The sequence below is a fragment of the Persephonella sp. genome, assembly GCF_027023985.1.
Classification (GTDB): Bacteria; Aquificota; Aquificia; order Aquificales; family Hydrogenothermaceae; genus Persephonella_A.
In genome coordinates this window covers 56903-71281 of record NZ_JALVTW010000030.1, presented here as the reverse complement: position 1 = coordinate 71281, position 14379 = coordinate 56903, and the positions used below count along the sequence as shown (strand labels likewise).

Genomic DNA, 14379 nt, shown 5'->3' with positions numbered 1-14379 from the left:
CTACAGATTTTCAGTTGCATAAAATTTATGCAGTTCGCTAATCATTGAGTTCCAATTATTATCTAAAATTTGAGTCCATCTTGCTAAAATTTACACCCTGATTTTGTAGAGATTTTTATATGATTTAAATCATATTCTTTTGTGATGTAGCCAAATCCTTATTTATAACTTATACATCATTATAAGCCTGCTTGCAATAAAAAAGCCCCCAATTGGGGGCTTAGGAAAAATAATTCTTTATTTACTTTCTTCTTGTTTTTCTTCCTGTTTTTCTTCTTTGACTTTGAACACCAGTTCTCCGTTTTCTTCATCGATGATAACAATATCTCCAGGTTTGACCTCTCCTTTAAGTATTTTCTCAGAAAGCGGAGTTTCAACATATTTTTGTATAGCTCTTCTAAGAGGTCTTGCACCGTATACAGGGTCGTATCCAAGTTTTGCAATAAGCTCTTTAGCTTTATCTGTAGCTTCAATCTGTATATTTCTTTCAATAAGTCTTTTATTGAGGTTTCTAAGCATAAGGTCAACAATTTGTAGCAGTTCTTTTTTGAACAGTGGTTTGAATACCAGTATTTCATCTAATCTGTTCAGGAACTCTGGTCTAAAGTAGTTTTTAACCTCTTCTAAGACTTTTTCTTTTGCAATTTCAAACTCTTTTTCTATAGTTTCTTCATCAGCATCAAATGGTATCAATGTAAGATACTGGCTACCTATATTAGATGTCATTATGATAATTGTATTTCTAAAGTTAACTGTTCTGCCCTGTGAGTCTGTAAGTCTTCCATCGTCTAATACTTGCAGGAATAGGTCAAATACCCTTGGGTGAGCTTTCTCTATTTCATCAAGGAGCACTACAGAATAAGGTCTTCTTCTAACGGCTTCTGTAAGTTTACCTCCTTCTTCATAACCTACGTATCCTGGAGGTGCACCGATTAATTTAGCAACAGAGTGTTCCTCTTTGAATTCAGACATATCAAGTCTAATCAGTGCATCTTCATCACCGAACAGTAGTTCTGCCAATGCTTTTGCTGTTTCGGTTTTACCTACACCTGTTGGACCAAGGAACATAAATGATGCAAGTGGTTTTCTTGGGTCAGAAAGTCCAGCTCTTGCTCTTCTGATAGCTTCAGCAATTGTTTTAATAACATGCTCCTGGTCAACAACCCTTTTATGCATTTCTTCTTCAAGGTGAAGAAGTCTTTCCATTTCTTCTTCTTTCAGTTTAGACAGAGGTATTCCTGTCCAGTCAGAAACTACTTCTGCTACGTCATCCTCTGTAACAACAGTTCTTTCTGCGATTTTGTGCTCAAGTTCTTTTATTTCTTTTTCAAGTTTAGCTTTTTCTATCTTAAGCTCTGTTTCTTTTTCGTAATCTCCAGCTTCAGCTGCTTTTACAATCTGTTCTTCTATTTCTTCAAGTTTTTTCTTGAGTTGTTCAAGTCTAAGATGTTCATTGTCAGATTTTGCCATCAGTTCTTTGAGCTCTTTTTCAAGTTTGGCTTTTTCTATCTTGAGCTGTGCTTCTTTTTCGTAATCTCCATCTAAAGAAGCCTGAACAATTTGCTCATCAAGAAGTTTTATTTTTCTTTCCAGTTCTATTACTTCAGGTGGAGCATATACAAGCTTAAGTTTCTTTCTTGCACAAGCCTGGTCTAATGCATCAATAGCTTTGTCAGGTAATCTTCTATCCTGTATGTATCTGTGAGTAAGTTTTGCAGCTGCTTCAAGGGCACTATCTGCAATTTTTACACCGTGGTGTTGTTCAAGTTTTGGTCTAAGTGCTTTAAGTATTTCTATTGTTGTTTCAACATCTGGCTCTTCTACCAATACAGGTTGAAATCTTCTTTCTAATGCTGGGTCTTTTTCTATATATTTTCTGTATTCATCTAAAGTTGTTGCACCGATTACTCTAAGCTCTCCTCTTGCCAGTGCAGGTTTAAGCAGGTTTCCTGCATCTGTTGAACCTTCAGCAGCTCCAGCACCAACAATTGTGTGAAGCTCATCAATAAATAGAATGATATTTCCTTCTGATTTTTTGACTTCATCAATAATACCTTTTAATCTTTCTTCAAACTCTCCTCTGTATTTTGTTCCTGCAAGAAGAGCTCCCATATCAAGTGCTAAAATCCTTTTATCAAAAAGTTCCTCTGGAACTTCTTTGTTAACTATTTTTTGGGCGAGGCCTTCTACAATTGCTGTTTTACCAACACCTGCTTCACCAACTAAAACAGGGTTGTTTTTTGTTCTTCTGAGAAGAATTTCAATAACTTGTTGTATTTCTTTCTCCCTGCCAATTACAGGGTCAAGTTTTCCTTCTCTTGCAAGTTGTGTAAGGTCTACAGTAAATCTCTCTAATGGAGATTTTTCCTCTTCAGCCATTTCTTGCTGTATGTTTTCTCCGTTCATCTTTTCCTTTCCTCCTGTTAATATTTGTTCTAATATTTTTCCTGCTATTGTATCTTTAGCATCAATTAAAGCTGTAGCTATATATAAAGGTTTAACCTGTGCTTCACCGCTTTCAAGGGCTTTTCTTTCTGCTTCTTCTAAAACCTTTATCAGATTAGAAGCATATATTTTCCCGCTTTTAGTTCCTAATGCTTCTTCGGCAATTTTGACAACAACTCTATCTGGAGATATACCTAAATCTTTAAGTTGTTTAACAAAATCAGAGTTTTCTATTATTTTATACAAAATTGCAGATAATCCTGTTTCTCCAGATAAAAATCTGTCTGCTGTTTCTTCATCCATCACTTGGAGAAGTGAGTTTTTAATCTGGGATAGCTGAGATTTTAATTCTTTTTCATATCTATTTAATCTTTCATATTCTAATCTTGTAGAACTACCAAAACCACCCCAAAAAGAGCTTTCTTCATATCTAAGCTCATTTTCAAGCTGCTTTTTAGCAGCAGCAATTTTTTTAAGCTCATCAAGAATTTTTAGAACATCATTTCTAATTTTTGTAAGCTGACCTTGAAGGTCTTTTATGTAATTGATATACTCCCTTGTAGATTTATCAATTTGGGAGTAGAGGTCATTAAGGTATTCCTCTATTTTTTGTCTTAAATCTTTTACATCAATTCCCCTTTTCTCAAGAACTTTTCTAAGGGGAGAATCCTCTTTTGAAATTAAAGCCATTAATAAATGGTCTGTATCTGTTAATCTATCACCTCTTCTCTGGGCAATAGATTTTGCTGTTTCTAAGTATTCTTTAGACCGTTTATCAAGTAGATTTTCGCTGAACATTTTACCCTCCATTAAAATTTTAGTATTTTATTATAAAATTTTTTTAGTATGTGTATATAAATATAAAACCGATTATTTAAAAGTGCAACCCTTTTTTAATTTGATATTGATTTTCCACAAAGGGAAGTTTTGAAATAAAAGATGTTAACTTTTTTAATTACTAAGTTTGAAAAATCAGAATTTCTCTATTGTTTTTTCATACTTCCTATAAAATCTGTTATTTCAATTGGAAATGGGAAAACTATTGTTTTTGCATTTTTCTGTCCAATTGTATTAAGGGTTTCAAGATATCTAAGCTGCATTGCAATAGGTTGTTGTGAAAGGAGCTGTGCAGCTTCTACAAGTTTCTGTGCTGCCTGATATTCTGCTTCTGCTGCGATGATTTTTGCTCTTCTTTCCCTTTCTGCTTCTGCCTGTCTGGCCATTGCTTTTACAAGCTCTTCAGGAAGGTCTATTCTTTTGAGTTCTACTGAAACGACTTTAACTCCCCATGCGTCTGTTTCTTTGTCTATTATTTCCTGAAGTTTCATATTTATTTTTTCTCTCTGAGAAAGCAGTTCATCTAACTCCGCCTGCCCGCATATACTTCTAAGGGTTGTCTGGGATATCTGGGAAGTGGCATAAACAAAATCTTCAACATTTACTATAGCTTTTACAGGATCAACAACCCTAAAGTAAACCACAGCATCAACTTTTACAGAAACGTTATCCCGTGTTATGACGTCCTGAGTTGGAACATCCATTGTTATTACTCTAAGAGAAACCCTTACCATTTTATCTATAAAAGGAATAAGGATAATAAGTCCGGGCCCCTTAGCTCCTATAACTCTACCAAGACGAAATACAACAGCCCTTTCGTATTCAGGTAAAATTTTGATTGCTGATGCCAGAAATATTATTGCAAATATTGCAAAAATAATAATTGGTGCCATATTTAATCCTCCGAAAAAAGCAAAAATATTTTTACCTCCCAAAATATTAAAGAGGACAAAAGCAAAAATAAGGAAAAATACAATATCTATTATTCTTTTCATTATTAACTATTAACTGTTTCTGTAATCCAGTTGAGGTAATCAGCTGAGCCTTTTATGATTGGTATTGCTATAATTTCAGGAACAGTATAAGGATGATTTGCTTTTACAAATTTTTCTAATTTTTCAAACAGTTCTTCGGTGGTTTTTACTATAAGCAGCTGCTCTGAGTCATTTTCTATATTTCCCTGCCAAAAATAAATGGAGTTTAAACCATCTACTATATTTACACATGCAGCTAGCTTATTTTCCACAAGCCCTTTTGCAAGTTTTGAACTTACTTCTTTGTCTGGTGTAGTTATAAATACCACTATATATCCCATTTTTTTACTCCTATACAACTTCTGCCATTAAATCAAGTTCCTTATACATTTTTTCTATTATACGGTCAACTTCTTTAAATTCTTTACTCATTTCTTTATTTTTATCTATTACTTCAAACAGTGGTGTGTGTAGCGTTCCAAGAACCTCTCTTGTGGATTCAACCAGTTTGTTAACTTCTGTAAATATAATTGAGAAACTTGTTTCTGTATGATGTGCAGATTCTACCATTCCATTGAGATATAAGAATTCAAGGCGTTTTATAAGTATTTTCAATCTTTTCATATCTTCATCTATCATATTAAGTTGTCCTTGCATATCCTCAGAGTATTTCATTATTTCTTTGGCATCTGTGATTAAAATTTGGAGTAAATCTCTAATATTTTGTTCTATTTCTTTATTTTCTTCTTCTATTAGTTCTCCTTCCTGTAGTTTTTCAAGAACTTCTCTGAGGAATTTTGTTATCATAATTACTTGAAGTTTAGATATATTAATCAATATAACTATATGATTCATATCGTCCATTATTTTTGTAGTTTGCTTTTTCATGTCTTCAATTATTTTGTTTCCCATTTCTGAGTTTTTACGCATCTCAGCAGATAAAACAGAGAAAGAAGCACCTTTACTACCAAGTTTGAAAGATTCAACAGATGAGTTAAGAGAGATAAGTCTTATATAATCTGTTAGACTAAATATCCTGTCCGATTTTTCCTGCAGAACTTTTGTAAAGTTTTCAAAGATGTTTATTTTGTCATAGATACTATCATAGATTTTATTAAGTTTTCTTGCAGCCTCAAAAACATTATGAACAATTTTAGAAAAATTGGTATTAAGATTTATATCCTCAAATTCTTCTACTTTTAAAATGTCCTTTTTAGACTCTAATTCCTTTGCCAGCACAACTTTCATAAATTGGTCATATGAAGAAAATCCATAACTCTGTAGAATTTCCATTAATTTTTTATAAGAGGCTTCCATACCTCCTTTTTTTTCTTCTTCTAATAATTCTTTATATACCCTATTTATTAGATCTAAATACTCAGTAGTGGGTTTTATTCTGATTGATACATATTTTTTAGGTTTACCCCTTTCATCTTTCAGAGGCATAACCGTTGCCAGAACCCAGTAATAACTGCCATCTTTGGCCATATTTTTTACATAAGCAACGATTGGTTTTCCTGATTGTATGTAGTCCCATAAAAGTTTGAATATAATTCTTGGCATATCAGGATGTCTTATTATGTTGTGAGGAGCTCCTATCATTTCTTCTTTGGAATACTTACTGGTTCTGTAAAAAACATCATTTCCTGTAAGGATGATTCCTTTAAGGTCTGTTACAGAAAAAAACATTTCATCAGGTCTAAAGGGTGATTCTATATTCTTAGGATGTATCTTTGTGCGGTAATGCATCTTAGCCCTCCTTAACGGCTTTAAGCCCTACAATATCTAACAGGTCATCTATTGTTATCAGGTCTTCTTCTTTTTTCTCTATGCCATCTATAACATTTTCTATCATTCTTTTCTTTTCTTTTAATTTTTGAAGAATTTTTTCTTCAATAGTATTTTTCATTACAAAATTATATATATTAACTTTATTCTTTTGTCCTATTCTGTGAATTCTATCTTCTGCCTGCCAGATTTTCGCAGGATTCCAGTGTAGGTCAAAAAATACAGCATAGCTTGCTTCTACTAGAGTAAGACCTTCTCCTGCTGCTCCGATTGTTCCGATAAAAACGTATTTGTGGGGGTCTTTTCTGAATTTTTCAACAGCTTCTTTCTTTTCCTGAGGAGATAATCCTCCGTGATAAACAACTATATAATCAGGGTTTATATAAAATGATAAATTTTTCTTTATTTTTTCTATTCCTGCCTGAACAAAGTTTGTGAATACTATAATTTTTTCTTTTTCTTCAATAAGTTCAAGGATAATTTCCCTGAGCCTTTCCATTTTAGGACTTTCTATGGCTTTTGTTGGGAAATTGCACACCTGACGAAGTTTCTGGATAGACTGAATAAGGTTTTGTCGCATAACGAATTTGAAGTTCTTTTCTCCTTTAAATTTATTGTAAATATTTTCCAATCTTTCCCGTTCTTTACCCAGTATATACTCATATTCAGCTTTTTGTAATTGAGATAGCTCAAATTTTTCTATTTCGGGAGGTAATTTTTCCGGAAGGTCTTTTAGAACATCCTTTTTAAGCCTCCGTAGCATAACAGGTTTAATAAGTTCCCGTGCTTCTTCTTCTGTGATATTTTTCTTTTTAACAAATTGAGGATTTAAAAATTCATATAAGGATAGTAATTCTTTGAGATTGTTTTGAAGAGGAGTTCCGCTTAAGACCCATCTAATTTTGGCTTTTCTGGCCACAAATTTTACAGCTTTTGATTTTAAAGTGTCCGGATTTTTTATGTTATGTGCCTCATCCAATAAGACAAGGTCTATTTTCTTTGCAAATTTTTCAAGGATACTTCTTGATTTTTTATAATCATTTTTCAAGGTATCGTAGCTTATTAAATATATATGGCTTTTTTGTTGCCACATTATCTCTCTACTTTTTCTCTTCTCATTTAAGGTGATAAACAATAGCTCAGGTGCCCATTTTGTCAGATGTTCTTCCCATACAGATATCAGATTTGAAGGAACTACGATAAGAGCTTTTTTAATTTTTCCCTGTAGGAATAGTATTCTCATTGCTGTTGTGGACATTACTGTTTTTCCTGTTCCCATCTGGTCTGCAAGAAGGGCAAACTCTTTTGAGATTAGGAATTTAATTCCTTCAATCTGATAATTAAACAGTTTTGCAGGGAAGTATATATCTTTAGGCAGTTCAAAATCTATAGAAGGCATCAAAATAGGTTTAAGTAGATCAAATAGACTATAGTTGTTTGCTTTTTTAGTTTGCTTTTTCTTGTTTAAAACCTGGTTTATATTCACTTTTTTAGTAAAGTTTTCTCCATAGTTAGATATCTCAGGTAGTTCCTTTACTAGATTTCCGGAAATAAAACAGGATGCTTCCCCTGAAAATAAAAGCTGTGTTTTTACATTTATTTCTTGAACAAGATTATCTGATATAAACTCCTGCTCTTTCAGTCTCAACCTGATTCTCCATTATGTATTTTATTGCGTTTTCTATTCTTTTAAACGGTTCCATAATGTTAAAGTTTCTATATATTTCTTGAAGTTTATGGGCTATTCCTATCAGTTTGTTTTCGTCTTCTTTTGATATTGTTATGTAAAGGGGTTCATATCTTTCTGTGATATTTATGATTTTGTGGCTTCTACGGTTATTAGGCATAAAATGGTCATATTTTTGAATATGAACAATTGGTTTTCCTATATCCTTCCTGATATTCAGAAGAGATTTTTCCTTTGTAAGAACAAAATCATAATCTTCTTGCATAGAAAGTAGTAGCTGAATAGAAAATTTTTCTCTGAATAAGATATCATGAAGTGTATCTCCGTATAGGATTTCTTGGAGTTTGTCTATATTCAAATCTGAGGTTATTCTGAATTCAATAGGTTTAGTGCTTTCATCTGTGATAAGGACGCCTGCTCTGAAGAGATTTTCAACAGAATAAAAATTTATATATGCAATCCTCATTATAACAACCTCAAAAACAGTTTTAGATATTTATCGTCTGAAGTTTGATTTTATTTAACCCTGATAAAATTTATAATTAATGATATAAAAAGACTTGACAATAATAGACTAAAGTTGTAAATTATAAAATGTGAAAATACTAAATACTGGAGGGAAAAATCCATGGGCAAAGTTATCGGAATAGACCTTGGAACTACAAACTCAGTTGTGTCTGTAATGTCCGGTGGTGAACCAATTGTTATTGCAAACCAGGAAGGCTTTAGGACAACTCCTTCTGTAGTTTCCTGGACAAAAGAAGGAGAAATACTTGTTGGTGATCCGGCAAAAAGAAGAGCTGTATTAGACCCGGAAAATACAATATATGAGTCAAAAAGATTCATAGGAAGAAAATTTGAAGAGGTTCAAGAGGAATTAAAACACGTTCCATATAAAGTTGTTGCAGATGATAAAGGGGATGCTGTGTTTGATGTCCCAAATGCCGGAAAACTTGTAAGACCAGAAGAAGTGGGTGCACAAATACTTAAAAAACTAAAAGAAGCAGCTGAAAGCTATCTTGGTGAAAAAGTTACAGAAGCGGTGATTACTGTTCCTGCATACTTTAACGAAAGACAAAGACAGGCAACAAAAGATGCAGGTAAAATTGCCGGACTTGAAGTTAAAAGAATAATCAACGAACCTACAGCGGCAGCTCTTGCTTATGGACTTGATAAAAAATCTGATGTAAAAATCCTTGTTTATGACTTTGGTGGTGGAACATTTGACGTGTCTATCCTTGAAGGAGGGGAAGGTGTTATTGAAGTTAAAGTTTCTGATGGTGATACACACCTTGGTGGTGCTGATATAGATGCAAGAATTATAGACTGGCTTGTAAATGAATTCAAAAAAGAGCATGGTATAGATTTAAGACAGGATAAAACTGCATTCCAAAGATTAAAAGAAGCTGCTGAACAGGCTAAAAAGGAACTTTCATTCAAAATGGAAACAGAAATTAACCTGCCATTTATCACAATAGACCCTAATACAAATCAACCACTACACCTAGAGAAAAAGCTAACAAGAGCAAGACTCGAAGAAATGATAAAAGACCTTATAGACAGAACTATGGATATTGTTAAAAGAGCCCTTGAAGAAGCTAAACTGACACCTCAAGATATCGATGATGTTGTTCTGGTTGGTGGTTCAACAAGAATTCCTCTTGTTCAACAAAGAATTAAAGAGTTCTTCGGTAAAGAACCACATAAAGGTGTAAACCCTGATGAAGTTGTTGCTGTTGGTGCAGCAATACAGGGTGGTGTTCTTGCAGGAGAAGTAAAAGATGTTCTTCTGATAGATGTTACACCACTTTCACTTGGTATAGAAACACTGGGTGGTGTAATGACAGTGCTTATCCCAAGAAACACACCTATACCTACCAAAAAATGTGAAATCTTCACAACAGCAGCTGATAATCAAACACAAGTTGAGATACATGTTCTCCAGGGCGAGAGAAAAATGGCTAAAGAGAATAAATCCCTTGGTAGATTCTTCCTTACAGACATACCACCTGCACCAAGGGGAGTTCCACAAATTGAAGTATGCTTTGATATAGATGCAGACGGAATACTCCACGTAACAGCTACAGATAAAGCAACAGGGAAATCACAATCTATAACAGTTCAACAGTCTTCAGGACTTACAGAGGAAGAAATTAACAAGATTATTGAAGAAGCTAAAAAACACGAAGAAGAAGACAGAAAATTCCAGGAAACAGTTGAACTTAGAAACCAGCTTGATGCTCTGGTATATAGTTTAGAAAAAACACTTAAAGAAAATGAGGCTAAACTCTCCGCTGATGATAAGAAAGAAGCTGAAGAAGTGCTAAAAGAGGCAAAAGATGCCCTTGCTTCAAATGAAAAAGATAAAATACAAGCTGCTATAGAAAAAGTAACAACAGTAGCAAACAAAATAGCACAAAAACTATATCAGTCAGGTGGAGGGCCACAACAAGGTGGAGGAGAAAATAAAGGCTCTGACGATGATGTGATAGAGCCTGAAGTTAATTAATCAAAAGCCCCCTTAAAGGGGGCTTTTTTATTTTTTATTCACAAAATTTTCACAGCCTATCTCTAATATGTCTTAAACCATAAATCAGGAGGTTGGCGGCATCATGCAAACCATAAAAACAGTTCTGTTACTTGGTGTATTAACAGGACTGTTTATTGTAGTAGGTAAGATTTTAGGTGGCCATACAGGTATGATTATTGCCTTTTTCTTTGCAATGATTATGAACTTTATGGCCTATTGGTTCTCAGATAAAATGGCTCTGGCTATGTATGGTGCCAGAGAAATTCCATATGAAGAGGCTCCTTGGCTACATGATATGGTTGAGGAATTAGCAAGAAACGCTGGAATTCCAAAGCCTAAAATATATCTTGCTCCTATAGACATACCGAATGCATTTGCTACAGGAAGAAATCCTGAACATGCTGTTGTTGCAGTAACATCCGGTATTTTGAATGTGCTTTCTCCTGAAGAGCTTAGAGGAGTGCTTGCCCACGAAATAGCCCACGTAAAAAACAGGGATATACTTATTTCCTCTATAGCTGCAACAATTGGTGGTGCCATATCAATGCTGACAGAACTTGCTTTCTGGGCAAATATATTTGGCGGCAGAGATGAAGAGGACGGAATAGGAAATCTATTAGGTTCCCTGATTATGCTGATAGTTGCTCCTATAGCAGCAATGCTTATACAGATGGCTATATCCCGTTCAAGAGAATATGCAGCTGACGCAACTGGTGCAAAAATATGCGGTTGTCCATTATCCCTTGCAAGAGCCCTTGAAAAACTTGAAATAGCTGCACAAAAACTTGCACCTATAGCAGAAAGAGAGATTAATCCAGGAACAGCCCATATGATGATAGTAAACCCTCTTAGAGGTTCAGCAATTGCATCTTTATTCTCAACACACCCACCAACAGAAGAAAGAATCAGAAGACTTTATCAAATGGCCAGAGAAATGGGGCAGGTGTAAGCCTGCCCTTTGGCTTTCTCCTTGCCATACACTTCTCACAGTAGTAGTTTTATTTACAAATTTATTTACAAAATCATTTTATTAATTTTAAAATGGAAAAAAGAGTTAGATTATCTCAAAATGAAATCAAAATAATTAAGAATTTGGCAAAGGAAATATTTGGGGAAAATTCCAAGGTCTATATTTTTGGTTCAAGGGCAGACTTAAGCAAGAAAGGTGGAGATATTGATATACTTATAGAAACAGATAAAAAAACCTCTTTACAGGAAGAACTCAAATTTTTAGCACAGTTAGAAATAAAAGGTATAGAAAGAAAAGTGGATTTAATAGTTAAAGATCCATATAAAAAAGAGAAAAACATTTTTAAAGAAGCAAAAGAGAAAGGGGTGCTAATTTGAGCATAATTAAGGAAAATCTTCAGATAGCCAAAATTCACCTGAATAGGCTTAAACAGGCTTCTAAAGAAATAGAAGACAAAAATTTGCTGGAAAATTTTGATATAGATGATTTTGAAGTTGTAAAAGTAATAGATACATTTGTTTTTAGATTTATAAAACTTCAGGATTACTTAGGGCAAAAACTTTTTAGGCGTTTTTTAGAAGAGATAGGAGAACTTTATGAAAATATGAGTTTTATAGATATACTGGATAGATTGGAAAAATTAGGAATAATTGATTCTTCTTTGGAATGGATGGAAATAAGAAAATTAAGAAATAAACTTACACATGAATACCCTGACGAACTTGAATCTATAAAAGAAGAGATTAATATAGCTATGAATAAAATTTCTCGTTTGGAAAAAGCTCTGCAAAATATAGAAAATTACTTAGAAAGTAAGAAAATACTTTAAATTTATCTTGTAGTCGCTGCTGAATTTTGTTTTCACTACTTTTTAGATGGTTGTTTCTGAGCATACTACTATTGATTAACCTTCGGATAAAAGTATATTATAGATATAGTTAAAAATTAAATTGGAGATAAGATGGATACTGATATACAACTTTTACTTGAACTTCAAGAAATAGACCAGCAAATTTCAAAACTAAAAAAACTCAAAGAGCAGATACCACAGGAAATAGAAGCCTTAAAAAAACAAAAGGAAGAACTGATTTTCAGATTTGAAAAAATCCATACAGACCTAAAAAAAGCTGAAGCCCTGAAAAGGGAAAAAGAGCTGGATATCCAGAGTTATGAAGACAGAATTCAAAAAATACAGGAAGCACTGGAAAGGGTTAGAACCAACGAAGAATACAAAGCCCTTCTCAGAGAAAAAGCCCAGATAGAAGAGATGATAATGGAAGTTGAGGATGAGATTTTATCCCTGATGGAAGAGGTAGAAAAACTCAAAGAAGAAGAGCAAAAATTACAACAGATTATAGATAAAGAAAAAGAAGAAATTGATAAAAAAATATCAGAAAAAGAAAAAGAGCTTGAAAATATAGAGCAGCAGCTAAAAGAATTAGAAGAAAAAAGAAAAGACGTGGCATCCCGTATAAAACCGCAGCTTCTATCAAGATATGAGCTGGTCAAAAATAAAAAAGGAACAGCAATTGCGATTATAGACAGTGATACCTGCACAGGTTGCTTTTTAATAATACCACCTAAAGTTTACAGTAGCGTTGTTAAAGGGGAGGGCCTATTAACCTGTCCCCATTGTGGTAGATTTCTCTATTACCAGCCTAAATAAACTGGGACGTCAGTTCAGGGCTTAAGACTCCTGAGCATATTTCCTGAACTTCCCCTGTCATTCTTATATTCCAGTTTTCATCTATTGATATTTTCAGTTCTCCACCAGGCATTTTTATTGTGAGATTTCTATTTGTCAGCCCTCTTTTTACCATAACAGATGCAACAGCACAGGAAGAACTGCCTGAAGCGAGGGTGTATCCTGCTCCCCTTTCCCATATCCTTATCTCAACAATGTCTGGGGAGATTACTTTTGCAAACTGGACATTAGTTCTGTTTGGGAATATTTCATAATTTTCGATAAGTGGACCGTATTCTTTGACTATCTTTTCATTCAGTTCATCTGTAATTATTACACAATGGGGATTTCCTACAGATACACAGTTAATCTCAAATTCTTTGTCTTTTATTTTAATTTTTTTGCCTATACATTCTTCTGTCCCACAGATAACAGGTATCTGATCTGACTTAAAAATAGCCTTTCCCATATCTACGGTAATTATACGGGCTTTACCATTCTCAAGCTCATCAATATTTGCTTTTACGATGCCACCCTTTGTTTCTACTGTAAATTCCTTTTTATCTGTATATCCGTAGTCATACAGGAACTTTATGAAAATTCTTAAACCATTTCCGCTTTTTTCTGCCTCTGAACCATCAGGATTAAAAATTCTCAGACCAAAATCAGCCTTTTCTGAAGCTGTTTTCAGTAGTATCCCGTCTGAACCTATTCCATAATGGATATCGCAAATAGTCTTTATAGCCTGTGTAGATAAAGGAAAATCAATATTTTCCTCATCTAAACATATATAATCATTTCCAAGGCCATGGGATTTTACAAAGAAGTTTTTTTCCATTATTTTTCCCCTAAAATCATTTTTATTTTTTCTTTAAGAACAGGCTTCACCTGCTCAATATCAATCTCAGGTATAAAGTCTGCCATATTACAAACAGGAATATCAGTTATTCCACAGGGGATTATTTTATCAAAAAACGTTTTATCAACATTTACGTTTAATGAAAATCCATGATAGGAAATAAAACGGGATATTTTTACTCCTACAAAGCCTATTTTACCTTTTGGCGTGAATACTCCCCGCAGCTTTTCCAGTCTATAAGCCTCTATATCAAACTCTTTTAAGGTCTGTATCATTACTTCTTCAAGAGACCATACAAAATTTTTAACAGATAGCTTTTTCCCAGTAAGGCTTATTATTGGATAAACAACTATCTGGCCTCCCCCGTGGAATGTTACACTTCCGCCACGTTCTATTTCAACCACAGGAATTTCCGGAGGGATATTTATCAGATGCTCTTTTTTTGTGGTTTTCCCAAGGGTATATACCGGATAGTGTTCTGTGATAAGGACAATGTCTTCCTGCTGGGGATTTTTTAATTTTTTCTCAAAAAATTCCTTTTGCAGTTTTAAAGCCCGATTATACTCTGTTTTGCCTAAATCAATAATCTCCATGATAAAATTATA

At 33.8% G+C, this 14379-nt stretch carries 13 protein-coding genes; 5 read left to right on the top strand and 8 right to left on the bottom strand.

The features are described 5' to 3' along the window. Positions 1 to 237: 237 nt before the first annotated feature. The 6 genes from MVE07_RS07505 to MVE07_RS07480 all read right to left on the bottom strand — a co-directional run bounded on the left by MVE07_RS07505 (position 238) and on the right by MVE07_RS07480 (position 8197). On the bottom strand, positions 238 to 3243 hold the full coding sequence (locus tag MVE07_RS07505) for an ATP-dependent Clp protease ATP-binding subunit (RefSeq protein WP_297455924.1): 3006 nt from the start codon (positions 3241 to 3243) through the stop codon (positions 238 to 240). 185 nt (positions 3244 to 3428) lie between these two features. Then, positions 3429 to 4175, bottom strand: coding sequence for a slipin family protein (locus tag MVE07_RS07500; protein ID WP_345781547.1), 747 nt, complete (start codon positions 4173 to 4175; stop codon positions 3429 to 3431). Between the two features lie 104 nt (positions 4176 to 4279). Next, a complete protein-coding gene (gene cutA, locus MVE07_RS07495; RefSeq protein WP_297455920.1) occupies positions 4280 to 4597 on the bottom strand; it encodes a divalent-cation tolerance protein CutA in 318 nt (105 codons plus the stop codon). Positions 4598 to 4607: 10 nt separating this feature from the next. Beyond that, positions 4608 to 6005, bottom strand: coding sequence for a PAS domain-containing protein (locus MVE07_RS07490; protein WP_297455918.1), 1398 nt, complete (start codon positions 6003 to 6005; stop codon positions 4608 to 4610). Position 6006: 1 nt separating this feature from the next. Beyond that, on the bottom strand, positions 6007 to 7692 hold the full coding sequence (locus MVE07_RS07485; RefSeq protein WP_297455916.1) for a DEAD/DEAH box helicase: 1686 nt from the start codon (positions 7690 to 7692) through the stop codon (positions 6007 to 6009). Beyond that, positions 7658 to 8197, bottom strand: a complete 540-nt coding sequence (locus tag MVE07_RS07480; protein ID WP_297455914.1) for a hypothetical protein — start codon at positions 8195 to 8197, stop codon at positions 7658 to 7660. Before MVE07_RS07480 ends, MVE07_RS07485 begins: the two co-directional genes overlap by 35 nt. Before the next feature lie 162 nt (positions 8198 to 8359). Here MVE07_RS07480 and dnaK point away from each other — a divergent pair, with 162 nt between their 5' ends. The 5 genes from dnaK (at position 8360) to MVE07_RS07455 (ending at position 12897) form a co-directional block, all read left to right on the top strand. Further along, entirely contained in the window at positions 8360 to 10240 is a 1881-nt protein-coding gene (dnaK, locus tag MVE07_RS07475; protein ID WP_297455912.1) for a molecular chaperone DnaK, read from the top strand. 103 nt (positions 10241 to 10343) lie between these two features. Next, positions 10344 to 11210, top strand: a complete 867-nt coding sequence (gene htpX, locus MVE07_RS07470; protein ID WP_297455910.1) for a zinc metalloprotease HtpX — start codon at positions 10344 to 10346, stop codon at positions 11208 to 11210. Between the two features lie 92 nt (positions 11211 to 11302). Continuing rightward, positions 11303 to 11608: a nucleotidyltransferase domain-containing protein gene (locus tag MVE07_RS07465; protein ID WP_297455908.1), complete on the top strand. Its 306-nt coding sequence runs from the start codon at positions 11303 to 11305 to the stop codon at positions 11606 to 11608. After that, positions 11605 to 12060, top strand: a complete 456-nt coding sequence (locus MVE07_RS07460) for a HepT-like ribonuclease domain-containing protein (RefSeq protein ID WP_297455906.1) — start codon at positions 11605 to 11607, stop codon at positions 12058 to 12060. The genes MVE07_RS07465 and MVE07_RS07460 overlap by 4 nt, the downstream gene beginning before the upstream one ends. A gap of 132 nt (positions 12061 to 12192) precedes the next feature. Then, complete coding sequence (locus MVE07_RS07455) at positions 12193 to 12897, top strand: C4-type zinc ribbon domain-containing protein (RefSeq protein ID WP_297455903.1); 705 nt, start codon at positions 12193 to 12195, stop codon at positions 12895 to 12897. Here MVE07_RS07455 and dapF read toward each other — a convergent pair. Both dapF and lipB read right to left on the bottom strand, forming a co-directional pair. Next, positions 12890 to 13753: a diaminopimelate epimerase gene (gene dapF / locus MVE07_RS07450; RefSeq protein WP_297455901.1), complete on the bottom strand. Its 864-nt coding sequence runs from the start codon at positions 13751 to 13753 to the stop codon at positions 12890 to 12892. The two genes, MVE07_RS07455 and dapF, sit on opposite strands and share 8 nt — an antisense overlap. Beyond that, positions 13753 to 14367, bottom strand: coding sequence for a lipoyl(octanoyl) transferase LipB (gene lipB, locus MVE07_RS07445; protein WP_297455899.1), 615 nt, complete (start codon positions 14365 to 14367; stop codon positions 13753 to 13755). The genes dapF and lipB overlap by 1 nt, the downstream gene beginning before the upstream one ends. Between the last annotated feature and the right edge of the window lie 12 nt (positions 14368 to 14379).